19 protein-coding genes are annotated in these 22832 nt (G+C 68.4%); 8 read left to right on the forward strand and 11 right to left on the reverse strand.

Going from position 1 to position 22832, the window contains the following annotated elements; genetic code table 11:
• Positions 1–48: 48 nt before the first annotated feature.
• Positions 49–1068, reverse strand: coding sequence for a LacI family DNA-binding transcriptional regulator (locus ACI3KS_RS14425; RefSeq protein WP_404919233.1), 1020 nt, complete (start codon positions 1066–1068; stop codon positions 49–51).
• A 194-nt stretch (positions 1069–1262) separates the two neighbouring features.
• On the opposite strand from ACI3KS_RS14425, the gene ACI3KS_RS14430 reads away from it, so the two are divergent.
• Together ACI3KS_RS14430 and ACI3KS_RS14435 are read left to right on the forward strand one after the other, a co-directional pair.
• Positions 1263–7283 carry a GH92 family glycosyl hydrolase gene (locus ACI3KS_RS14430; protein ID WP_404919234.1) on the forward strand — a complete coding sequence of 2007 codons (6021 nt, stop codon included), beginning with the start codon at positions 1263–1265 and terminating at the stop codon, positions 7281–7283.
• Positions 7284–7417: 134 nt separating this feature from the next.
• A complete protein-coding gene (locus ACI3KS_RS14435; protein ID WP_404919235.1) occupies positions 7418–7693 on the forward strand; it encodes a hypothetical protein in 276 nt (91 codons plus the stop codon).
• A 10-nt stretch (positions 7694–7703) separates the two neighbouring features.
• On the opposite strand, the gene ACI3KS_RS14440 is transcribed toward ACI3KS_RS14435, so the two are convergent.
• Positions 7704–8771 carry a 3-deoxy-7-phosphoheptulonate synthase gene (locus tag ACI3KS_RS14440; RefSeq protein WP_404919236.1) on the reverse strand — a complete coding sequence of 356 codons (1068 nt, stop codon included), beginning with the start codon at positions 8769–8771 and terminating at the stop codon, positions 7704–7706.
• Positions 8772–8959: 188 nt separating this feature from the next.
• A complete protein-coding gene (locus tag ACI3KS_RS14445; RefSeq protein WP_404919237.1) occupies positions 8960–9403 on the reverse strand; it encodes a hypothetical protein in 444 nt (147 codons plus the stop codon).
• A 135-nt stretch (positions 9404–9538) separates the two neighbouring features.
• Between ACI3KS_RS14445 and ACI3KS_RS14450 the strand changes: the two genes are divergently transcribed.
• Entirely contained in the window at positions 9539–9961 is a 423-nt protein-coding gene (locus ACI3KS_RS14450) for an NUDIX hydrolase (protein ID WP_404919238.1), read from the forward strand.
• 95 nt (positions 9962–10056) lie between these two features.
• On the opposite strand, the gene ACI3KS_RS14455 is transcribed toward ACI3KS_RS14450, so the two are convergent.
• Together ACI3KS_RS14455 and ACI3KS_RS14460 are read right to left on the reverse strand one after the other, a co-directional pair.
• On the reverse strand, positions 10057–10548 hold the full coding sequence (locus ACI3KS_RS14455; protein WP_404919239.1) for an aminoacyl-tRNA deacylase: 492 nt from the start codon (positions 10546–10548) through the stop codon (positions 10057–10059).
• Positions 10545–11045: a DNA helicase gene (locus tag ACI3KS_RS14460; RefSeq protein WP_404919240.1), complete on the reverse strand. Its 501-nt coding sequence runs from the start codon at positions 11043–11045 to the stop codon at positions 10545–10547. The genes ACI3KS_RS14455 and ACI3KS_RS14460 overlap by 4 nt, the downstream gene beginning before the upstream one ends.
• 143 nt (positions 11046–11188) lie before the next feature.
• On the opposite strand from ACI3KS_RS14460, the gene ACI3KS_RS14465 reads away from it, so the two are divergent.
• Together ACI3KS_RS14465 and ACI3KS_RS14470 are read left to right on the forward strand one after the other, a co-directional pair.
• On the forward strand, positions 11189–11746 hold the full coding sequence (locus ACI3KS_RS14465; RefSeq protein ID WP_404919241.1) for a peptidylprolyl isomerase: 558 nt from the start codon (positions 11189–11191) through the stop codon (positions 11744–11746).
• A gap of 25 nt (positions 11747–11771) precedes the next feature.
• Positions 11772–12680 (forward strand): rhomboid family intramembrane serine protease, encoded by a 909-nt coding sequence (locus tag ACI3KS_RS14470; protein ID WP_404919242.1) that lies wholly within the window; start codon positions 11772–11774, stop codon positions 12678–12680.
• Between the two features lie 195 nt (positions 12681–12875).
• Here the strand turns inward: ACI3KS_RS14470 and ACI3KS_RS14475 are convergent, their stop codons facing one another.
• Complete coding sequence (locus ACI3KS_RS14475; protein ID WP_404919243.1) at positions 12876–13115, reverse strand: cell division protein CrgA; 240 nt, start codon at positions 13113–13115, stop codon at positions 12876–12878.
• Between the two features lie 182 nt (positions 13116–13297).
• Here ACI3KS_RS14475 and ACI3KS_RS14480 point away from each other — a divergent pair, with 182 nt between their 5' ends.
• The 3 genes from ACI3KS_RS14480 to ACI3KS_RS14490 are packed head-to-tail and all read left to right on the forward strand — an operon-like array spanning position 13298 to position 14883.
• The gene (locus tag ACI3KS_RS14480) at positions 13298–14086 is read left to right on the forward strand and encodes a class E sortase (protein WP_404919244.1); all 789 of its coding nucleotides are present in this window, start codon (positions 13298–13300) and stop codon (positions 14084–14086) included.
• Positions 14087–14095: 9 nt separating this feature from the next.
• On the forward strand, positions 14096–14251 hold the full coding sequence (locus tag ACI3KS_RS14485) for a hypothetical protein (protein ID WP_404919245.1): 156 nt from the start codon (positions 14096–14098) through the stop codon (positions 14249–14251).
• Entirely contained in the window at positions 14248–14883 is a 636-nt protein-coding gene (locus tag ACI3KS_RS14490) for an anthranilate synthase component II (protein ID WP_404919246.1), read from the forward strand. The genes ACI3KS_RS14485 and ACI3KS_RS14490 overlap by 4 nt, the downstream gene beginning before the upstream one ends.
• A gap of 156 nt (positions 14884–15039) precedes the next feature.
• On the opposite strand, the gene pknB is transcribed toward ACI3KS_RS14490, so the two are convergent.
• The 5 genes from pknB to ACI3KS_RS14515 all read right to left on the reverse strand — a co-directional run bounded on the left by pknB (position 15040) and on the right by ACI3KS_RS14515 (position 22826).
• Positions 15040–16746 carry a Stk1 family PASTA domain-containing Ser/Thr kinase gene (pknB, locus tag ACI3KS_RS14495; RefSeq protein WP_404919247.1) on the reverse strand — a complete coding sequence of 569 codons (1707 nt, stop codon included), beginning with the start codon at positions 16744–16746 and terminating at the stop codon, positions 15040–15042.
• Between the two features lie 60 nt (positions 16747–16806).
• A complete protein-coding gene (locus ACI3KS_RS14500; protein WP_404919248.1) occupies positions 16807–18570 on the reverse strand; it encodes a serine/threonine-protein kinase in 1764 nt (587 codons plus the stop codon).
• Positions 18567–20024 carry a peptidoglycan D,D-transpeptidase FtsI family protein gene (locus ACI3KS_RS14505; protein ID WP_404919249.1) on the reverse strand — a complete coding sequence of 486 codons (1458 nt, stop codon included), beginning with the start codon at positions 20022–20024 and terminating at the stop codon, positions 18567–18569. Before ACI3KS_RS14505 ends, ACI3KS_RS14500 begins: the two co-directional genes overlap by 4 nt.
• Positions 20025–20148: 124 nt before the next feature.
• Complete coding sequence (locus tag ACI3KS_RS14510; RefSeq protein WP_404919250.1) at positions 20149–21534, reverse strand: FtsW/RodA/SpoVE family cell cycle protein; 1386 nt, start codon at positions 21532–21534, stop codon at positions 20149–20151.
• A complete protein-coding gene (locus ACI3KS_RS14515) occupies positions 21531–22826 on the reverse strand; it encodes a PP2C family protein-serine/threonine phosphatase (RefSeq protein WP_404919251.1) in 1296 nt (431 codons plus the stop codon). Before ACI3KS_RS14515 ends, ACI3KS_RS14510 begins: the two co-directional genes overlap by 4 nt.
• Positions 22827–22832 lie beyond the last annotated feature (6 nt).

Raw genomic sequence — 22832 nt, forward strand, 5'->3', positions numbered from 1 at the left:
CCTCGGGGAGGCGCCGACCGCCTCTCGGGCGGACGCACGTGCGCAGACTCAGCGCGGGGAGGTCGCAGAACTCGAACCCCGCACGACCAACCGCATCGGCAGCACGACCTTCTCGACGGCGCCTGAGCGATCGGCCAGACGCCGGACCGCGAGCCGAGCGGCCCGCCGCCCGAGCTCCTCGATGTCGCCGCAGACCACCGTGACGCCCAGCACCTGCGCCCACTCGGGATCATCGAACCCGATCACCGCCGGTGGAGCATCCGATCCGGCGATCTCCTCCATCACACCGAGCAGGATGCGGTTGTTCCCCGCGACGATCGCCGTGGGCGGATCCTCGAGCGCCAGCAGTTCGCGCACGCAGGCCCGTGACGAGGCGACGTCGTGGGCGTCCGTGCGCAGCAGTTCCCGCCAGGTCGACCCGGTCGGATCGAGCACGTCGCCCATGCCCGCCATGCGCTGCCGATACGTGGGCAGCCAGGCGTAGTCGCCGATGAACGCGATGCGGTCGTGGCCTCCGTCGATCAGGTGCCTGGCCGCGAGGCGTCCCCCGTCGCGATTGTCGAACACGACGGAATCGGCGTCGACGTCCTCGGCGGGCCGGTCGACGAACACGACGGGGATGCCGCGGGCCTGCAGGGCGGCGTAATCCCTGTGGTCCGGCATGGCCGACACCGTGATGACAGCCTTCGTCTGCCTGTCGGCGAGGTCGAGGGCGACGCGGCGCTCCTGCTCGGCGGACTCCCGCGAGTTCGTCACCGACAGGTGCATGCCGTGCGCTCGGATCTCGTCCTCGATCCCCTGGGCGAGCGCGGAGTAGAACGGGTTGGTGAAGTCGCCGGTGATCAGGCCGATCGAGTCGGCCAGGCGCCCGGAGGCCAGCAGACTCGCTGCGGAGTTGCGCTGGTAGTCGAGCTCCTTCGCAGCCGCGAGGACCAGTGCGAGCGTCTTCTCGCTCACATACGACTCTCCGCCCAGGGCGCGGGATGCCGTCTTGAGGCTGACCCCGGCACGCTCGGCCACCTGGGCGAGAGTCGTCCGGGTCGGCGGCGACGTCTCCGGTGCGTTCATCGTCCCCCTCCTTCGACCCCGGTCCGAGGTCGCTCTCATTATCGCGGTCGGTCGGGTGGGGATCCGTCCTTCCGTGCACGCATCGGCTGTGATAGCGTCCTTCTATTATGACAGCGCTGTCATTCGGATGCTGCGGAATTGCCGCACATCGACCGCGCATGACGACACACAGCAGTGGAGTTCAAGGAGCAACCATGACTGTTCCCATCCAGAGGGACATCCGACCACGCCGCAGAGGCTGGATCGCCGGAGGCATCGCGCTGGCGGTGATACTCGCGACCCTCACGCCTCTGCAGGCGTCGGCCGCAGGCGCGGCATCGTTCCGCTCGTCTTTCGAGACGGGCGACACCGCACCGGTCCTGGCCGGTGCAGGAACCCCCGTCAACGTGAGCGGCGACCGCTTCACGCCAGGCAGTGTGCTCGGCGGGGTTGCCGAGGTGACGGCATCCGCCCAGAACGCACCCGGCGAGGTCGCCGCCAATCTCGCCGACGGCGATGCGGGGTCGAAGTGGCTCGCCTTCGCGAACACGGGATGGGTGCAGTACCGGCTCGACACGGCCCAGCCCATGGTCCGCTACACGCTGACCTCCGGCAACGATGCGCAGGAACGCGACCCCAAGGACTTCCGCATCCAGGGGTCGAACGACGGCACGACCTGGACCACGGTCGACCAGCGCACGGGCGAGATGTTCGCCTCGCGCGGCGAGACCCGCAGCTTCACGCTGGCGACGCCGAGCCCCGCGTACACGTACTACCGGCTCGACGTGCAGGCCACCCGCGACCCCAGCAAGAACATCGTCCAGCTGGCTGGCTGGGAGCCCATCTCCGCTGATGGGGTGACTCCGCCGCCGTCCGACCTCTACCTCTCCGTCGGCTCCGGACCCAAGAGCTCCTACACGGCCAAGACCGGCGTCGGCTTCACCGGCGTCAAGGCGCTGCAGTACTCCGGCCGTCACCTCGCCGCGGGTCCTGCGAGCTCGACCACCGCGCTCTACGAAGACGTCGACGTCGCGGTCGAGGACGACACCGAGCTGTCGTACCTCGTCTTCCCGGTGCTCGACGGCGGGCAAACCTACGCGGCGACCTTCGTCGCGGTCGACCTGCGCTTCACCGACGGCACGACCCTGTCGACGACGGGTGCGGTCGACGCCAACGGCTATGGCGTGAGTGCGCGCGAGCAGGGGAGCTCGAACAGCCTGTGGCCCGATCAGTGGAACAAGATCTCCGTCGACCTGGGGCAGTTCGCCGGACGCACGGTCGAGGACATCCTCTTCACCTACGACCACCCCGGTGACGACGTGAAGGCCGTGGAGATCCCCTCCGGCGAGACCGCGTTCACGGGGTGGCTCGACGACGTGACGATCGCACCGGCCACCCCGCGCGACACCTCGGACGGCCTGGTCTCTTACGTCGACACCCGTCGCGGCACGAACTCCTCCGGCGGCTTCTCGCGCGGCAACAACTTCCCCGCGACCGCGTGGCCGAACGGCTTCAACTTCATCACCCCGATGACGAACGCCGACAATGCGGGCACGCTGTACAACTACCAGTCCGCGAACAACGCGCAGAACGTGCCGACCCTCAACGGCATCGGCATCTCGCACGAGCCGAGCATCTGGATGGGCGACCGCAACTCGCTCGCCGTGATGCCCGCGGCGACCGCGAACCCGAGCTCGTCGCTCGATGCGCGCAAGCTCGCCTTCCGCCACGAGAACGAGATCGCCCGCCCCGACCTCTACAGCGTCGCGTTCGACAACGGCATCACGACGGACGTGACCGCAACCGACCACGGCGTCGTCTACCGCTTCACCTTCGCGGGGAACGCGGGTTCCGTGATCGTCGACCAGCTCATCGAGCAGTCCAAGCTGACGATCTCGGGTGACACCGTCAGCGGATGGGTCGACGGCGGTTCCGGCTATCCCGGCCGCACCCGCATGTTCGTCTACGGCACGTTCGACCGCGCCCCCTCGGCATCCGGTCAGACCCCGCAGGGCAACCGCAGCTCCGCTCGCTACGCCGCATTCGACACCTCCAGCGACCGCTCGGTCGAGCTGCGCCTGACCACCTCCTTCATCTCGCAGGATCAGGCCCGGCACAACTACGACCTCGAGCTCGCCGGCGTCTCGTTCGAGCAGGCGCACGCCGCCGTGCAGGATGCCTGGAACGACCGCCTGGGCGTCGTGCACGACGTCGAGGGCGCGACCGACGCGCAGCTGGTGAACCTGTACTCGAGCCTGTACCGGCTGAACCTGTACCCCAACTCGCAGTTCGAGAACACGGGAACCGCGGCCGACCCGGTCTACAAGTACGCCAGCCCGGTGTCGCCCACCACCGGCGCCGCGACGGACACGACCACCAACGCGAAGATCGTCGACGGCAAGATCTACGTCAACAACGGCTTCTGGGACACCTACCGCACCGCCTGGCCGCTCTACTCGCTGCTCTACCCCGACGTCACCCAGGAACTGGTCGACGGCTTCGTGCAGCAGTACCGTGACGGCGGCTGGATCGCCCGCTGGTCCTCGCCCGGGTACGCCGACCTCATGACCGGCACGAGCTCAGACGTCGCGTTCGCCGAGGCGTACCTCGCCGGCGCCCTCGACACCGACACGGCGCTCGAGGCATACGACGCGGCGGTCAAGAACGCCACCGTGCTGCCCGCCTCCAACGCGGTGGGTCGCAAGGGACTCGCGCAGTCGATCTTCCTCGGGTACACCGAGGCCTCGACGCACGAGAGCGCATCGTGGGGTCTGGAGGGCTTCATCAACGACTTCGGCATCGCCGAGATGGCGAAGGCCCTCGCGGAGGACCCGGAGACCCCGGCCGCCCGCGTGGAGCAGCTGAAGGAGGAGGCCGTCTACTTCGAGGCCCGCGCCGAGCACTACGCCGAGATGTTCAATCCGGATGCCGGCACCTTCACCTCGCGCAACGCCGACGGCAGCTGGACCTCGGGTGCCGACTTCGACAAGAAGGCGTGGGGCGGTGCCTTCACCGAGGCCAGCGCGTGGACCTTCGGATACCACGCGCCGCATGACGTCGAAGGCCTCTCGGCTCTCTACGGCGGGCGCCAGGGACTCATCGACAACCTGCACGAGTTCCTCACGACCCGCGAGAAGGCCGACCACTCCGGCATCCACGAGGCCCGTGAGGCGCGCGACGTGCGCCTGGGAATGCTCGGCATGTCCAACCAGATCGCGCACCACATCCCGTACGTGCTCGCCGAAGCAGGCGACCCCTCGGGCGCGCAGGAGCTGATCCGCGACATCCAGGACCGTCTATTCGTCGGCTCCGACATCGGACAGGGCTACCCCGGCGATGAGGACAACGGCGAGTTCTCGGCCTGGTACGTCTTCTCGGCGCTCGGCTTCTACCCGCTGGAGGTCGGCTCGGGCGACTACACGATCGGCACGCCGCTCTTCGACAGCGCGACGCTGTCGATCGGCGACACCGATCTGGTCGTCGAGGCCGCCGGAGCATCCGAGGGCGCGGACTACGTCGCGGGCGTCAGCATCAACGGCACCCCGATCACCGACACCACGTTCGACGGAGACCTCGTCCGTGCCGGCGGCACTCTCGAGTTCACGATGAGCACGGACCCCTCGGAGTGGGGTGCGAAGGACCTCACCGCCCCGGTCGAGGCTCCGGTCGCTCTGGTCGATGCGACCAAGGCGGGCCGCGGCACGCTCGTCGCGACCGACGGCACCGCGGTCGGCGCCCTGAACGACGACAACATGAACTCGAAGACGACCTTCTCGGGCACCACGGCCGAGCTGGTCTGGTCGTCGACCTCGGGTCCGGTCTCGGTCGGGCAGTACACGCTGACGGATGCGGCGAAGGGCACTGCTCCGACGAGCTGGACGCTCTCGGGTTCCACCGACGGCACGACCTGGACCGAGCTCGACGCCCGCCAGGACGAGGCGTTCACGTGGGACACCCAGACCCGGCCGTTCTCGGTGCAGGGCTCGGGCGGCTTCACGAGCTTCAAGCTGTCTCTGACGACCACGGGCGCCGCGCTGTCGCTCTCGGAGATCGAGTTGTTCGCCACCGCGGCCGGAGCCGAGGGCCTGTCGATCACGCCCGCTTCCGAGCAGCGGGTCGCGGTCGACACGGCCTTCGCAGGACGCCTCGCCACGATCATCGGAGAGGAGACGGATGCCGCGGGCTACACGGTGACCGTCGACTATGGCGACGGAGCGGTGGACGCGGTCCTCACGAAGGACGACCTCGGCGGCTGGCAGGTGAGCGCACCGCGCACCTTCACCGCACCGGGTACCTACACGGCGTCGATCGTCGTGCGGGACTCGACCGGTGCCACGGCGTCCGCGTCGTCCACCGTCGTCGTCTACCGCGATGAGACGCTCGCGGGCAGCTTCGCCAACGTCTGCATCGGCGACCTCGACCGGACGGCCGCGAACTGCGACGACCAGGGCTACGGCTACTTCCGCGACAAACTGGCCGCCGACGGATTCGTGCAGGGTGAGACCCACCCGATCGGTGACACCGGCCTGACCTACGATCTGCCCGCGGTCGCCCCTGGCGCGCCGGACAACATCACGGGTGAGGGACAGACCGTCCGACTCGACCTCGGCACCGGCGCGACGCGGATCGCGTTCGTCGGCACCGCGACCGAGAAGGCCCGCCAGCCAGAGGCCGTGCTGCACTTCACGGACGGCACAGAGCAACGGGTGCAGATCTCCTTCGGCGACTGGGTCGGAGCCTCGGGCAACCCCGCCTTCGGCAACTCCGTGCTCGCGGTCTCGGAGGGACGTCTGTCCGGCACCTCGGCGGAGTCGTCGATCAAGAACACGGCGATCTACGCGACAGCGCCGATCGTGCTCGACCTGGACGCCGACGGCGCGCCGAAGGTGGTCGAGTCGCTGACCATGCCGCAGGAGGAGGGAACGCTCCGCCAGGGACGTGTGCATGTGTTCGCGATCGCCTCGGACGGCGACCGGTCGACGTCCAACTGGCTGACCGTGGAGGCGGCATCCGTCGGTGAGCAGATCACGGGCGAGGCGTTCGACGCGCAGCTCGCGACGGTCTCGGGTGCGGATGCAGCCGAGTCGAGCGCGGTCGTCAACTGGGGCGACGGTTCTCCGCTCACCACGGTCGAGGTCGTGGACGGCGCGGTGAACGCGGGTCACACGTATGCCGCAGCCGGCATGTACACCGTGACCGTGACGGCCGACGACGGAGCTCGCTCCGCTGACGCCTCCCTGGAGATCGCGGTCGTCGACCCGATGCCGGAGTACACGCCGACGATCACGGTCGATGCTGCGACGGCGCATGCCGGTGACACGATCCACGTCGCAGGCGAGGGCTTCGCCCCGGGCGAGAGCGTCTCGATCCGGATCGACGGCGAGGAGCCGGTGGTGGTCGAGGCCGACGAGAACGGCGTCGTGAGCGCAGAGGTGACTGTGCCGCGGGATGCCGTCGACGGCGAGCATCCGGTCATCGCGATCGGCAGCGTCTCGAACGTCGAGGCCCGCGCGCTCATCACGGTCGTGACCGAGCCGTCCGGTGCCGAGAGCACCACGACCGAGCTGTCGACCACGGCCACCGATGTCGTGGCGGGGGAGTCGGTGTCGCTGATCGCGACCGTCGCTCCGACGGAGGCCGCGGGTCAGGTCGAGTTCCTCGAGGGCGAGACGGTGGTCGGCACGGCACCTGTCTCGGGCGGCACCGCCGTCGCGGAGGTCCGCATCGAGACGGCGGGTGCGCACACCTTCGTGGCGCGGTTCTCGCCGACGGATGCCGAGGCCTTCCTCGAGTCGACGTCTGCGCCACTGACCATCGAGGTGCGGGACACCCCCGTGCTGGATGCCGAGATCGTCCTCGGTGCCACATCGGTGGTACAGGGCGGATCGCTCGAGGTGGTCGGTCGCGGATTCGGAGCGGGGGAGACGGTCTCGATCGTGCTGCACTCCGAGCCGGTCCACCTGACCGACGTGGTGGCCTCGACGGACGGATCGTTCCGCGTGGACGTCACGATCCCGGCGGATGCACCGGCCGGTGACCACACTGTGGTCGCGAGCGGAGCCACCACGGGCCTCTCCGATGAGGCTGCCCTGACGGTGACCGCTGCGGCGGTGACCGGCGGCGGTGACGGTCTCGCTGGAACGGGCGGCACGGTTCCCGTGGTGCTGGTCGGGCTGCTGCTCGCCCTGCTTGCGGCGGGCGGTGTCCTCGTGCTGAGGCGCAGGTCTCAGGCCTGAGCCTCGGTCACCCAGGGCGCCCCGTCTCCTCCTCCCCGGAGGCGGGGTGCCCTTCGTTCGTCTGGGCGTTTCGTCTCGTCGCTGCGCTCTTCGCTCGGCAACCGGGTGTCCGAGGCGCCGCGTACACTCGAGGAGTGCTGATCGGTCTCATGCGTCCCGTGGAAACGACGTCCGTCCGCGTCGAAGGCGCGAGCCTCGAAGAGATCCAGACGCTGCTCGAGTCCCACCGCCCCGCGGGCTTCGACCTGATCTCCTCGCCCGTCGAGATGATCAAGGGTGCCGCCGTGCTCAAGACCGAGGGGACCTTCGCACGTCGCGATCAGGTCACCGAGATCCAGGCCGACGACCTCGACGGACTGCACGCTCTGGTCCCCGAGGGCTGGCAGCTGCTTAGCGTACGCAGCGCCTGACGCCCGCACGTCACCGCCGACGGCGGACACCCTCCGCGAGCTCGTCGAGCGCGATGACCGTCGCATCCCAGCCCATGCAGGCATCCGTCACGCTCTGTCCGCGCACGAGTCCCGCAGGCCCCGCGTCCACGTCGAGCTTCTGCGCCCCGGCGACGAGGTTGCTCTCGATCATCACCCCGGCGATCGCCCGACCGTCGGTCGCGATCTGAGCGCCGAGCTCGGTGACGACCACCGACTGCCGCACGTGGTCCTTGCCGCTGTTGCCGTGGCTCGCGTCGATCACGAGCCGGTCGACGAGCCCGGCAGCGGCCAGCCGCTCCGAGGCGCGACGCACGTGCTCGGTGCCGTAGTTCGGCCCATCGGCGCCGCCGCGCAGGATCACCGACGTGTCGGGGTTGCCGGTCGTGGTCACCAGGCTCGCGCGTCCGTCGCCGCCGATGCCGAGGAAGGCCTGCGGAGCGGATGCTGCGGATGCGGCGTCGAATGCGACCTGAAGCCCTCCGTCGGTGCCGTTCTTGAAACCGATCGGCATCGAGAGGCCCGATGCGAGCTGGCGGTGGATCTGGCTCTCGGTGGTCCGAGCGCCGATCGCGCCCCAACTGATCAGGTCGGCCGTGTACTGCGGGCTGATCGGCTCGAGGAACTCCGTCGCCGTCGGCATCCCGAGCGCGGTCACATCGCGCAGGAACGACCGAGCCATGCGCAGGCCGGCCTCGATGTCGTGCGAACCATCGAGGTGCGGGTCGTTGATCAGTCCTTTCCACCCGACGGTCGTGCGCGGCTTCTCGAAGTACGTGCGCATCACGACCAGCAGGTCGTCGCGGTGCTTCTCCGCCTCACGGACCAGCCGGCCCGCGTACTCCAGACCGGCATCGGGGTCATGGATCGAGCACGGACCGACGACGACCAGCAGACGGTCGTCCTCGCCGTTCATGATCCGGCGGATGTCGTCACGGGTGTGGGCGACGAGCGCGGCGCGCTCCTCGCCCACCGGGAGTTCGGCGGCGACCTCGGAGGGCGACGGAATCGTGGTGAAGCCCGCGACGTGCAGGTCGGCGGTGGCGTCGATGGTGTTCATGTGTCCTGTCCTGTCGGACGGCGGACCCGGTGCAGAGCCCGCCGAAACGGCGAAGGGCAGAGCGGATGCTCTGCCCTGTCGGCTCTGAAGGTGTCGGTACGCGTCAGTGTCGCGACGGCCCCTCCAGAGCCGACTCGAAATACGCATACCAACGGGTCATGCAGACGACCCTACCGCACCGTGCGGCCTCAGCCGGCCGCGAGACGGACGCGTTCGCTGAGGAAGGCGCGGTTCGCGTCATCGAGCTCGAGCACGGCATACGCGGTCGGCCACAGTGTGCCGTCGTCGAGAGCCGCCGGCTGTTCGAACCCGAAAGTGCCGTAGCGGGTCTTGAACTTGCTGGCCGGCTGGAAGAAGCACAGCACCTTGCCCTCCTTGGCCCAGGCGGGCATTCCGTAGTACGTACGCGGCACGAGGTGCGGAGCGGCCTCGGTGACGAGCTCGTGCAGCCCCTCGGCGATCGCGCGATCCGCATCTGTGAGCTTCTCGAGCGAGGCCTTGAGGTCGGCCTCGCCCTCGGCGCGCACCTCTTCAGGCGACTTCTTCGCGCGCGAGCGCGCCGTCTTCTTCTCGGCCGCGGCGGCCTTCATGGCCTCGCGCTCTTCGTCGGTGAAGTTCTTGGTATCGGACATGGTGTCTCCTCGTCGGTGGTGCCTTCAGCCTAGAAACCTGCGAGAACCTGTGCTTCTCGATTCCTGATCGATCGTGACGCCCGCGTCACGACACACGGCGGCCGGCTCGTCGGCCAGGAGGCTAGGGTGTGACCCATGGACATGCGCGTCGCGGCATATGCCGTCGTCACCGATGATGACGACAGGCTTCTGCTCGCGCGCTGGACAGAGGGCCGACGATTGGCCTGGACGCTGCCGGGAGGCGGGCTGGAGCCAGGGGAAGCGCCAGAGGCGGCCGTGCGGCGCGAGGTGCGCGAAGAGACCGGCTACACGGTCGAGGTCGGCGAACTGCTCGGCATCCATTCGCGGGTCATCCCCGCGAGCCAGCGTGTGCAGGAGTCGTCCGTGCCGCTGCACACTCTTCGCATCGTCTATCGCGCGAAGGTCACCGGGGGAAAGCTGCGGTTCGAGACCGAGGGATCGACCGACCGGGCGGAGTGGTTCTCGTTGAGCGACGCGGCCGCTCTGCAGCGGGTCAAGCTCATCGACATCGCCCTGCGGATGGCCGGACTCCGCTGACCTTCTTCGATCCCTGAGCGAGCGCAGCGAGACGATGGTCTTGTGACGGGCGTTTTTCGTCACGAAGGGCGTGCGCCGAAGGCAGGCGCCGAAGCTCAGTTGCCGCGAGGTTCCTCGGGGACCGAGATGTCGGCCACGACCGCTCCGTACGCAGAGATGAGGTCGTCGGCGTCCACGAAAAGGCTGTAGCCGTGCGCACCGGCACCCATGGCGATGCGCTGGCCGACGATCGATTCGTCGGCGTACACGGGCCAGTCGGTCGTGCTGCCGATCGGCACGATCGTCCCCCGCTCGTAACCTGTCGCTGCGAGGGCCAGGTCCGGCTCGGGCAGACGCAGCTTGTTCACGCCCACGACAGCGCGCAGCTTGGGCCAGGAGATCGAACGACCACCCGGCACCAGCGCGAACAGATAGGTGTCGTCCGAGCGCTTGACGACGAGGGTCTTCACGATGCCGGAGGGATCGATGCCGAGCAGCGCGGCGGCCTCGACGAGGCTGTTCGCCTGCGGCCGCTCGCGGATCTCGATCTCGAGACCGCGAGCCGCCGCAGCATCCTTCACCCGGGAATGGGTGACGTCGTCGCTCACGCGTCGGGGGCAGTGAGCGGGTCGTCTGCGACCCAGAGCTCATCGTCCGCGCGCAGCGCCTGCCACGCGGCGTAGAGCACGCCGACCGCTGCCGCGGCACCGAGCACGATCGCGACGACCGAACCCAGGCCGAGGCCCTTCTTCTCGGGAACGATCACGCGTGCACGCGGCGCGCTCAGACCGTGGCGCTTGGCGTTCGCGACATCCCACGCGCTGAGCGCGGTGCCGACGACGCCGCCGACGATCGGGACGACCTTGTCGTCGACGACGTGCTTGCCGAAGCGCACGCCCTGGTCGACGACCGGGGCGACCCGGCGGTTGTACGTGTCCTGCACGACAGGGGCGACCTGCTCACGGCTGAAGTTGCCGAGCTGACGGCCGGCCTCACGAGCGACATCGGCGGCGTGGCCGACGAGCACCTGCTGGTTCTCCCAGAGCTGGGTCGCGTCGTCCTGAAGACGACGCAGTTCCTTCTTCCGCTTGCGGCTGAGGCTCACGATGCTCTCCTGTCCATTGGAGTACGGGTTCCCCATCTTGCCATGCGAGTCTGAACAGGGGGAGGGAATCGCCGGACCCTTGCGCGAGTTCGCCGAGCACGCTAGTCAGTCCTCTCCCTGAGAAGCTCTGCGAGAATACAGGCATGGTTCACGCTTCTCATGTCGCAACTCTGCACACCAACCACGGTGACATCGTCATCAACCTCTTCGGCGACCACGCTCCGAAGACGGTCGCGAACTTCGTCGGCCTCTCCGACGGCACCAAGGACTGGACGCACCCCGCCACCGGCAAGCCGGGCGAGGGTCCTCTCTACAAGGACGTCATCTTCCACCGCATCATCCCGAACTTCATGATCCAGGGCGGCGACCCCCTCGGACAGGGCGTCGGCGGCCCCGGCTACAACTTCAACGACGAGATCCACGGCGAGCTCAACTTCAACGAGCCCTACATCCTCGCGATGGCGAACGCCGGTCTGCGTCGCAACGCCATCACCGGTCAGGCCGAGGGCACCAACGGCTCGCAGTTCTTCATCACCACCGATCCGACCCCGTGGCTGCAGGGCAAGCACACGATCTTCGGCGAGGTCGCGGACGACGCCTCGAAGGCCGTCGTCGACAAGATCGCCTCGGTCCCCACGGCAGCGGGCGACCGCCCCATCGAGCCGGTCGTCCTCCAGTCGGTCGACATCGTCGCTGCCTGACACCCTTTCGAGCGAGCCGATCCGGATGACGAGCCCCGAGTTCACGAGCAATCGAGACAACTACTGCTATCGGCATCCGGATCGGCAGAGCTTCGTGCTCTGCCAGCGCTGCATGCGCACGATCTGCCCCGAGTGCCAGACCCAGGCCGCGGTGGGCGTGATCTGCCCCGAATGCATGAAGGCCGAGCGCAAGAACCGCACCCCCGCACAGAAGCGCGCCGCGCGCAGGTGGGGTCGCAGCAGCGGGGCTTCGGCGGTCGCGATCGGCAACGGTCGGGCTGGCCGGCCGCTGGTCACCTATGTGCTGCTGATCATCACCTCCTTCGTCAGCCTCGTGCAGATGATCCCGGGCTTCGGTCAAGCGCTCGAGAGTCAGTTGTTCTTCGCAGCGCCGTACATCATGCCGACCGTGTCGGTGTACCCGTTCGAGCCGTGGCGGTTGCTGACGGCGCTCTTGGTCCACGGCGGGTTCATCCATCTCGGCCTCAACATGCTCGCCCTGTGGATGCTCGGACAGATCCTCGAGCCGATGCTCGGTCGGGCGCGCTTCCTCGCGCTGTATCTGATCAGCGGCTTGGGCGGCTCCGTGATGGCGGCGTGCCTCGCACCGCTCACCGGAGTGCAGGGGGCATCCGGAGCCATCTTCGGTCTCATGGCGGCGCTCCTCATCATCGGTCGTCACATCGGCGCGAACGTCACGGGGATCCTCATCATCCTCGGCATCAACTTCGCGTTCGGCTTGTTCTCCGGCGGGATCTCCTGGCAGGCGCACCTCGGTGGTGTCGTCGTCGGCGCGCTCGTGTCGTTCCTCTTCACGCGGCTGCGGCGTCGCGAGCAGCGAGTGTGGCTCATCGTGTCGCTCGCCGGAGTGGTGATCCTGCTTCTGGCCGCCGCGTTCCTCATCCCCCCGCTGGTGGTCTTCTCCTTCTCCTGAGTTGTTAACAGAGTTGTTAAGACCTGTGAATAACACCCGTGTAATTCTCCCCAGGTGTGGAGAAGTCTGTGGATAACTCTGTGGTCACGCTGTGTAGAACCGGGGGAAAGCAGTGCAGAACCGGATGAAAACCGGGGACAACATGTGAAAAGGCCCCTCCGAGGAGGGGCCTTTTCGTGAAGAAGCGGATGCCGGTCAGCGCCAGCGTGTGGTCATCAGGAAGCCGATGAGGGCGATGCCGAGACCGATCGCGAGGTTCCAGTTGTCCAGCCCCGGAATCGGGAACTGCATGCCGGAGATGTAGAACACGAGGATCCAGACGAGGCCCAGCAGCATGAAGCCGATCATCAGCGGCTTGAACCACACCGCGTTGGGCGCGGCGTCGCCGTCGGCGCGCGTCACTTCGGTCTCTTCGATCTTGCGGTCTCGTGCCATGCCGACATTCTACCCATGACACCCGGTCCCACCGAGAGCGGTTTCCCGCGGTCGCGCGTACGCCCACTTCGCCGAGGCTCGGCCGGCCGCACCGGCGCCACGGCCTCAGCCGCCCGCCCGTCGCGCGACTCATAGGGCACTCACGGCGTGGGCGTTCAGAGCGCCGGGATAGGATCGGGCGCATGAGTGCATCCGTCGTCGCGGGGGAGCGACGCGTCCGTCATCGACGGCGCCGCTCGCGGGCCACCTTCACCAGCGTGCTCGGCGAACTCCTGCTCACCGCAGGTGTGCTGGTGCTGCTGTTCGTCGCCTGGCAGATGTGGATCGGCGACATCATCATCAGCGCGCAGAAGAACGACGAGGGTGCCTCGGTGTCGGAGGAGTGGGCGGATGCTCCGACCCCCGAGCTTCCGCCTCTCGTGCAGAACGACGACGGCACGACGACCTACGAGCCGGTGATTCCTGCGCATCCCGCCGAGCAGGAGCACATGGGTCAGATGCTGATCCCGCGCTTCGGCGCCGACTACAACAAGGGCATCTTCGGCGGCACCACCCGCTCCGGCACCCTCGACAACCTCGGCATCGGCGTCTACACCAACTCGAAGATGCCCGGCGAGGTCGGCAACTTCGCGATGGCCGGACACCGCACGACCTGGGGCAAGCCCTTCAACCAGCTCGACAAGCTCAAGGTCGGCGACGCCATCGTCGTCGAGACGCCGGACGGCTGGTTCACCTACCGGTTCCGCTCCCTCGAGTACGTCAAGCCCAGTCAGGTCGACGTGCTCGCCGACGTGCCGCAGATGCCGCAGGTCGAAACGGGGGAGCGGTACATCACCCTCACCGCCTGCTCGCCGCTGTACTCACTCGCAGAGCGCATCGTCGCCTACGGCGTCTACGAGAGCTTCACGCCGCGGGCCGAGGGTCCGCCCGATTCCCTGGCCCCTGTCGAACCCGCCAGCCCGTCCCTCTAAGGAGCATCCATGTACGCCGCAATCTGGCGCCTGCTGCCCGGTCCGTGGTGGGTCAAGCTGTTCATCGTGCTGGCTCTGGTCGCAGCCGTCCTCTACGGGCTGTTCTGGTACGTGTTCCCCTGGCTGAGCCCGATCATCAGCCCCGGTGAGGTCGACCTGGAATGACGCGCGTGCTCGTGGTCGACAACCACGACAGCTTCGTGCACACGCTGATCGGCTACCTGCGCGAGCTCGGCGCCGACGTCGATCTCGTCGAGTCCGATGCGATCGATGCCGCAGGTCTCGCCGCCCGCTATGCGCACTACGACGCGGTGATGGTCTCGCCCGGCCCCGGCACCCCCGTCGCAGCGGGGGCATCCGTCGACGCCGTGCGCGTGGCCGCGGAGGAGCGGATGCCGCTGCTGGGTGTGTGCCTCGGGCACCAGTGCATCGCGGAGGCCTTCGGTGCGCCGGTGACCGCGGCACCCGAGCTCATGCACGGCATGGTGTCACAGGTGTTCCACGACGGCTCGGCACTGTTCGACGGCATCCGCTCGCCCTTCGACGTGGGACGCTACCACTCGCTCGCCGTCGCCTCGTCTGACCTGCCCGACGAGCTCGTCGCGACCGCGCGGACCGAAACCGGAACGGTCATGGCCCTCGCTCACGTGAGCCTGCCGATCGTCGGAGTGCAGTTCCACCCCGAGAGCGTGCTCACCGAGGGCGGCTACCGGCTGCTCGCGAACTGGCTCGCGTCGGTGGGAGACGCGGATGCCGTCGCGCGGGCCGAGCGACTGCATCCGCTGACCGTGCGCTGAGCGGCGCTCACGCCTCGAACTGCCCTGCAAGTGTCGAGGGAGATGTGAACTTCTGCGGCCAATCCGGGCGATTCAGGCCGCAGAAGTTCACATAGGCCGCAGAACTTCAGGGCCCTCGAGGGTCGGCAGCGGCAGACCAGCCGCGCGGGCAGAGGATCAGCCGGCGGCGCCGGTGCAGAAGCGCAGCGCAATGGTCGCGCCGAGGTCGACGTCGCCGGGCGCCGACGACATCGACACCACGGTCGGCGGATCGGTGGCCGGGCAGTCGGCGAGCTCCTCACGGGTCGGGACGAGCCCGATCTCGGTGAGCTGCGCCTCGGCGGACTCGACCGTCCATCCGCTGACATCCGTGAGCGTCACCTTGCCACTGGCGACCACGAGGTTCACGACGGTGCGCGGAGCGACCTCGGACTCGGCGGTCTCGCTCGCCTCGAGCACCGTGCCGGCGGGCAGGCTCTTGTCGTTGCGCTGGACCACGGTGCCCAGCTGCAGTCCGGCATCCGCGATGGCCTGCTTCGCACCGTCGAGAGCGAGGCCCTCGAGGGTGGGAACGACGACGGTCTCCTTGCCGGACGAGACGTAGATCGTGATCTCGTCGCCCTTGGCGACGGCGACGCCCTCACCCGGGTCGGTGCGGGTGACGTTGCCCTCGGCGATCGTCGTACTGGACTCGAGAATGAGTTTGGAGGTCAGATCCATCTCGCTCAGGGTGTCCTGGGCACGATCCGACGACATGTCCACCAGATCGGGCACGGTACGTGCGGTCGTCGAACTGTCGTCCGGAGTGCTGATGGTGATGACCCAGAACAACACCGAGGCGAGAAGCACGGCCAGCAGGGCGACTCCGGCCCAGATCCACGCCACGGGAGGGCCCGATTGCGTGCGGGCCATCGTCGTGTCGGTGCTCAGCTGCCGCAGCGACCGAGCGGTCTCCTGGGCCTGGCGCGGGTTGGCGCCGTAGAGCTCGCTGGTGAGGGCGCCGAGTTCCTTGCGGCTCGGGGCTCGACCTGCGACGGCCGTGTCGAGGGCTGCGCGGAAGTGCGCAGCATCCGGATACCGCTGGTAGGGGGCCTTGGCGAGCGCTCGCAGCACGATGGGGTCGAGGGCGCCAGGGGAGTCCTCGTTCACCTCGGAGGGAGGGACCGGGGTCTCGCTGACGTGCTGGTAGGCGACGGCCACCGGCGACTCGCCACGGAAGGGCTGGCGGCCGGTGAGCAGCTCGTACAGCACGACGCCCGTGGAGTACAGGTCGGTGCGGCCGTCGACCGGCTCGCCCTTGGCCTGCTCCGGAGAGAAGTACGCCGCGGTGCCGATGATCTGCGTGGTCTCGGCGACCGTCGACGAGGAGTCGGAGACGGCCCGGGCGATGCCGAAGTCCATCACCTTGACCTGGCCCTTGTCGGTGACCATGACGTTGCCGGGCTTGATGTCGCGATGCACGACGCCGGCCCGGTGCGAGTAGTCGAGAGCTTCGAGGATGCCGTCGGTGTAACGGATCGCGTCGTCCACGGGCACCGGCCCCCGGGCGATGATGTCCTTCAGCAGGGTCCCGCTGATGAGCTCCATCACGATGTACGGGACGACGGCGGCCTGACTGCCCGACCCCGACGCGGGGTCGCTCTCGTCACCCGCGTCGAACACCCGCACGATCGACGGATGCGACATGCGGGAAGCGGCCTGCGCCTCGAGGCGGAACCGGGTGCGGAATGCGGTGTCGCGAGCGAGCTCGGGGTCGAGGATCTTGATCGCGATCTCGCGACCGAGGGTCAGGTCGTAGCCGCGGTACACCTTCGCCATGCCGCCGTGCCCGATGAGCTCGTCGACGCGGTATCGACCCGCGAGAACACGTGGCTCTGTCGACACGTACTGACCCCCCTGGTTACGCCCTGATGAAAGTGCTCTCAGCCTACGATGCGCCGGCCGTCAATCCGCTGTGCTGTCGCCCTCGGCGTCGGCAGCGGCGTCGGTGCCCGGGTTCGTTCCCGTTGTGGGGGCGGTGATCGCGATCGACTGTCCCTGCGGAGACGTCCCAGAGGGGCGGTCGCCGCAGAAGGCGCGGTAGGTCGCGGTGACGACCTGGCCCGCCTTGCCGGTGTCGACCGTGAACGTCGCCGTGCGCGTGTTCGGGTCGAAGCTGCTCACGGCGCTGCCGTTCGCGAACTTGCCGTTGGTCAGCGTCACCTCATAGGAGGAGAGGTTGCTCGTGCCGGAGGGGCACGTGAAGTTCGTCCAGTTGACGGTTCCGTTCTGGCCCTCGACGACCGGGCCCGTCGTGAAGGTCGGAGCGTTCGCCGGCGTGGGGATCGCGATCTGATCGATGAACAGCACGAGCGAGATCTGCGTCCCCTCGGGGAGCAGCCCCTCGGGGGTCACCCGCTCGACCGTTCCCACCTGCTCGGCGCTCGGCGCAGCGGTGGAGCCGTCGGTGCACGACGGGACGAGACCGGCCTGCTGGGCGATCTGCACGGCGGCGTCGCAGCCGAGACCCTCGAGCCCCAGGGCGGAGACGTCGACCGGCGGGTCTTCCGTCTCCGTGGGTGTCGGCTCCGGTTCCGTGGGAGTCGGGGTCGACGAGCTCGTGGTCGGCGCGGGCTTGGCCTCGCCGTCGCCCTGCGTCGTGAGCGCCCAGATCGTTCCGCCGAGCACGATGATGAGCAGCGCGATGAGAGCGACGAGCGGCCACGTCCACGGGCTGCGCTTCTTCTTCTCGGTCTCCTCCTCACCCTCGTCGTCCGCCTCGGTCGGCAGCGATGCGGTGGTGGTGAGGATGCGGGTGGCATCGTCGCCGTCGGTGGCCAGCATCCGCGTGGCGTCGTCGGCCACGCCGCCGGTCGCGATGGCCGGCACCGCGATCGCTGCGGAGTTCAGGTCGCCGCGACGCAGCGCCTGAGCCGCACGAGCGACGGTCGCCGACGACGAGGGGCGATCGGCCGGCTTCTTCGCGATCATCGCCATGACGAGGTTCTGCACGGGGATCGGCACGGTCGGCGGCAGCGGCGGCGGCTGCTCGTTGATCTGCGCCATCGCGATCGCGACCTGCGACTCACCCGTGAAGGGGCGCTTGCCTGCGAGGCACTCGTACGCGACGATTCCCAGCGAGTAGGTGTCGGTCGCCGGCGACGCAGGGTGACCGGACGCCTGCTCCGGCGAGAGGTACTGCACGGTGCCCATGACCTGACCGGTCGCCGTGAGCGGCACCTGGTCGGCGATGCGGGCGATGCCGAAGTCGGTGATCTTGACGCGCCCGTCGGGCGTGATCAGCAGGTTTCCTGGCTTGATGTCGCGGTGCACGAGGCCGGCCGCGTGCGCGGCCTGCAGAGCGGATGCCGTCTGCGCGACGATGTCGAGCGTCTTGTCGGCGCTCAGGGCACCGTCGCGCTCGAGGATCGTCGACAGGGCCTCGCCGGGGACGAGTTCCATGACGAGGTAGGCGCTGCCGTTCTCCTCGCCGTAGTCGAACACGCTCGCGATGCCCTCGTGGTTGACGAGCGCGGCGTGACGGGCCTCGGCGCGGAAGCGCTCGAGGAACCCCGGGTCGCCCATGTACTCGTCTTTGAGGATCTTGATCGCGACGGTACGCCCGATGACGTGATCCGTCGCCTCCCAGACCTCGCCCATACCGCCGATCGCGATACGCGACTGGAGTTCGTAACGACCACCGAACGACACACCCTGCGTCGGCCTCATCTGCCCAGCACCGCCTCTATGACCTTCTTCGCAATCGGAGCGGCGATGGTGTCGCCGGTTCCGGATTGTCCCTGTCCGCCGCCGTTCTCGACGACGACCGCTACTGCGACCGCTGGGTCGTCCGCCGGCGCGAAGCCGGTGAACCACAACGTGTACGGATCGCTGCCATCGTTCTCCGCGGTTCCGGTCTTACCGGCCACGTCGACCCCGTCTATTCTTGCACCCTGCGCAGCACCGGTTGCGACGCTCGCGACCATCGCCGCGGTGACCTCGTCGGAGACATCGGCATCGACCGCCTGACCGAACTCCGAGTCCTCGTAGGTGCGCACCACCGACAGGTCGTTCGCGATGATCGTGTCGACCAGTCGCGGGTTCATGACGACCCCGTCGTTGGCCAGGCCGGCCGAGACCATGGCGATCTGCAGCGGGGTCGCGGTGACCTGTCCCTGACCGAAGCCGGTGAGGGCGGTCTGCGGGTCGTCGAGCCCCCGCGGGTACGACGAGGGGGTCGACTCGAGCGGGATCGAGAAGCTCTGGTTGAAGCCGAACTTCTCCGCCGCCGCGCGGATCGTGTCGTCACCCAGCTGCACGGCGAGCTCGGCCATCGGGATGTTGCAGCTCAGCCGCAGCGCCTCGGCGATGGTCACCGTCTCGCCGTCACCGCAGGTGCCGCCCCAGGCGTTCGAGACCGTGTCGTTCGAGCCCGGCAGCTGATAGCGCGCCGGATTCGGCAGCGTGGAGTCGGGTGTCCAGTCGCCGGTCTGGAACGCAGCGGCCGCGACGAGGATTTTGAACGTGGATCCCGGCGGGTTCAGCGTGCCGGCGATCGCGCGGTTCAACAGCGGGTGGTTGGCGTCGGCCACGAGCTGGTCGTAGGCCGCGTTCGCGGCATCCGCATCGTGCGTGGCGAGGAGATTCGTGTCGAAGCCGGGGGTGGAGACCATGGCGAGGATGCGGCCGGTCTTGGGCTCGATCGCGACGACGGCGCCCTCGAGGCCCTGCAGGGCGTCGTAGGCGGCCTTCTGCGCGGCGGTGTTCAGGGTCAGTTCGGCGCTGAACCCGCGCTGCGGCTGCCCGGAGACGATGCGCTCGATCTCTGCGAAGAAGGCGTTGGAGCCGGTGCCCGAGAGGTCGGTGTTCAGCGCGGACTCGAGTCCGGTCTTCGAGTCGAGTGCGGCGTTGTAGTAGCCGGTGACGGTCTCCCACATGGCGGCATCCGCATAGACCCGCTGGAACTGGTACATGTCGTCGCTGGGAACCGACGAGGCGATCGCGACGCCGTCGACGATGATCGATCCGCGCTGGATCTCGTAACTGTCCAGGCGCGTGCGCTTGTTGTTGTCGTTCTGGGCGAGCGCGTCGGCATCGATCACCTGGATCCAGCTCGTCGCGACGAACAGCGACAGGAACATGAACAGCATGACGATGCTGAGGCGGCGGAGCTCCTTGGTCATGAGGCTCCCCCTCTCCGGTCATTGAGCGAGGAGCGCAGCGACGAGACGAAATGCGTCGACGAGCGTGCAACGTCCCGGCGTTTCGTCTCGCCTACGGCTCGCTCGACGACCGGTTCCCGATCCGTCATCCGATCACCATCCTCGGCTGGGAGCGCACGGCATCCGAGATCCGCAGCAGCAGCGCGACGATCAGCCAGTTCGCGACCAGCGACGATCCGCCGGCGGCGAGGAACGGGGTCGTGAGACCCGTCAGCGGGATCACGCGGGTGACGCCGCCGACCATGATGAACACCTGCAGGGCGATCGTGAACGACAGTCCGGTCGCGAGCAGCTTGCCGAAGTCGTCCTGACCGGCCATTCCGATGCGGATGCCGCGGCTGACGAACACCATGTACAGCGCGAGGATCGCGAACAGGCCGATCAGGCCGATCTCCTCGCCGAGGCTCGTGATGATGTAGTCGCTGTGCGCGAGCGGCGTGACCTCGGGTCGGCCCTGGCCCCATCCGGTGCCGAGCATCCCGCCGTGAGCGAGTCCGAACAGGCCCTGCATCGGCTGATAGCCGGCGCCCTCGGGGTCGACCTGGCTCGGGTCGAAGAGGAACAGCCAGTTGGTGAAGCGGCCGCGCACGTAGCTGAGCACCTGGGTCGCGGCCGCCGCTCCCGCGAGCACGAGTCCGAGGCCGATCAGCACCCAGCTGGTCTTGCCGGTCGCGACGTAGAGCATCGCGACGAACATGCCGAAGATGAGGGTTCCCGTGCCGAGGTCGCGCTGCAGCACGATGATGCCGAGCGAGATGAGCCATACGACGAGCACCGGGCCGAGCTCGCGCATGCGCGGCCAGGTGATCCCGAGGAACTTCGTGCCGACCGAGGTGAGACTCTCGCGCGTTCGCACGAGGTAGCCGGCGAAGAAGATCGCGAGGCAGATCTTCGCGAGCTCGCCGGGCTGGAAGGCGAAGTTGCCGCCGAGCGACACCCAGACCGCGGCGTTCGCGTCGTCGATGCGCAGGCCGGGCACGAACGGCAGCAGGAGCAGCACGATTCCGGTGAGGCCGAAGATGTAGGTGTAGCGGAACAGCACGCGGTAGTTGCGCAGCAGGATGACGGCTGCGATGGCGCCGGCGAGCGAGATGCCCGTCCAGGCGAGCTGCTTGGTCGAGTAGGCGTTCCAGCCGGTGAGGGCCTTGGCGATGTCGATCCGGTAGATCATCGCGATGCCGAGCCCTGTCAGCAGGGTGCCGATCGGCAGCACGAAGGGGTCGGCGTCGCGGGCGACAGCGCGCAGCACGAAGTGCACGGCGAAGGCGAGCACCGCGAGACCGCCGCCGATGCCGAGCACCACGGGGTCGATCGTGCCGAGTGCACCGAGCTGCACGAGGGTGAGTGCCGCGCCGCTCATGGCGACGGCGAAGAGGAGCAGCCAGAACTCGCGGTTGCGCTGCGTCTGGGGCAGCCGGATGCGCCTGAGCGCCTTGATGACGCTGGTGTCGGCGGCGACGTCGGTGCTCATCCCTCACCCTCCGTCGGGGTGGGCGTCGGCAGGGGAGTGGGCAGCGGTGCGTTGCTCTGGATCGCGTCGGCTCCGGCCTGCAGGCGGGCGACGATGGCCTCGGCATCCGACAGCGATCGCGCGTTGATCGTGCGCTCGACGGACAGACGCTGATACTCGGGGAGGTTCGCGAGCAGGATGTCGGTGTCCTGGATCGGGGTCGAGAGCGTGATCGGTCCGATGTTCTGCTGCACGCCCTGGAAGATGACGACGCTGTCGTCGTCGGCGCCGATGAAGTAGCGGGTCTGGGTCCAGCTGTAGGCGGCGAAGGCCGCGACGCCGAGCATCGCGATCACGACGAGCACACCGGCGATCCAGCCGAGGCGCCGACGCTTGGCGCGACGCTTGTCCTCTTCGATGAGCTCCTCGAGGTACTCGGGCGCGGGCTCGAAGTGGCTGGGGTCGTTGGCCGCCTGACGCACGGGGTGCAGCCAGCCGCCGAACGTCGAGCGGGCGGCGGGAACCGTGACGTTGGCCGGGTTCGAGGCCGAACCGACGATCGTCGGCGTGCCGGAGGAGAGGGCGTGCGCGCCGCCGACGTCGACGATCACGATCGTGACGTTGTCGGGCGCGCCGCCGTCGAGGGCCTGCTTGAGCAGGTTGTCGGCCGTTCGCCCAGGGGGCAGCCCGAGGTTCATCGCCTTGAGGATGTGGTCTTCGTCGACGACACCCGAGAGTCCGTCGGAGCACAGCAGCCAGCGATCGCCGGGCTGCGCGTGCATGACGAACATGTCGAGCTCGGGGTCGGCATCCATGTCGCTGAGCACCCGCATGAGCACGGAACGCCGAGGGTGGTAGCGCGCCTCTTCGGGCGTGATGCGACCGGAGTCGACGAGGCGCTGCACGAAGGTGTGGTCGGCGGTGATCTGCGTGAGCGCGTCGTCGCGGAACAGATAGATGCGGGAGTCGCCGATGTGGCCGATCACGGCGTAGTCGTCGACCATGATGATCGCGCTGAGGGTGGTGCCGAGGCCGGCGAGCTCCGGACGGTCCTTGGCGGCGCGGATCAGGTCGCCTGCGGCCGTCGTCGCGGCGGCCTGCAGCGAGGCCTGGGCGTCTTCGGTCGAGGCGTAGACCTGGTCGAGCGGTTCCATCCGCTGGATCGCGATGCTCGAGGCGACGTCTCCGCCCGCGTGGCCGCCCATACCGTCGGCGACGACGAACAGGTTGGCTCCGGAGTATCCGGAGTCCTGGTTGTTGGAGCGGACCTTCCCGGTGTGGGAGATCGCGGCGCTCGAGCCCTCGAAGACCATGTCCCC

Source organism: Microbacterium sp. ZW T5_45 (assembly GCF_044987415.1).
Taxonomy (GTDB): domain Bacteria; phylum Actinomycetota; class Actinomycetes; order Actinomycetales; family Microbacteriaceae; genus Microbacterium.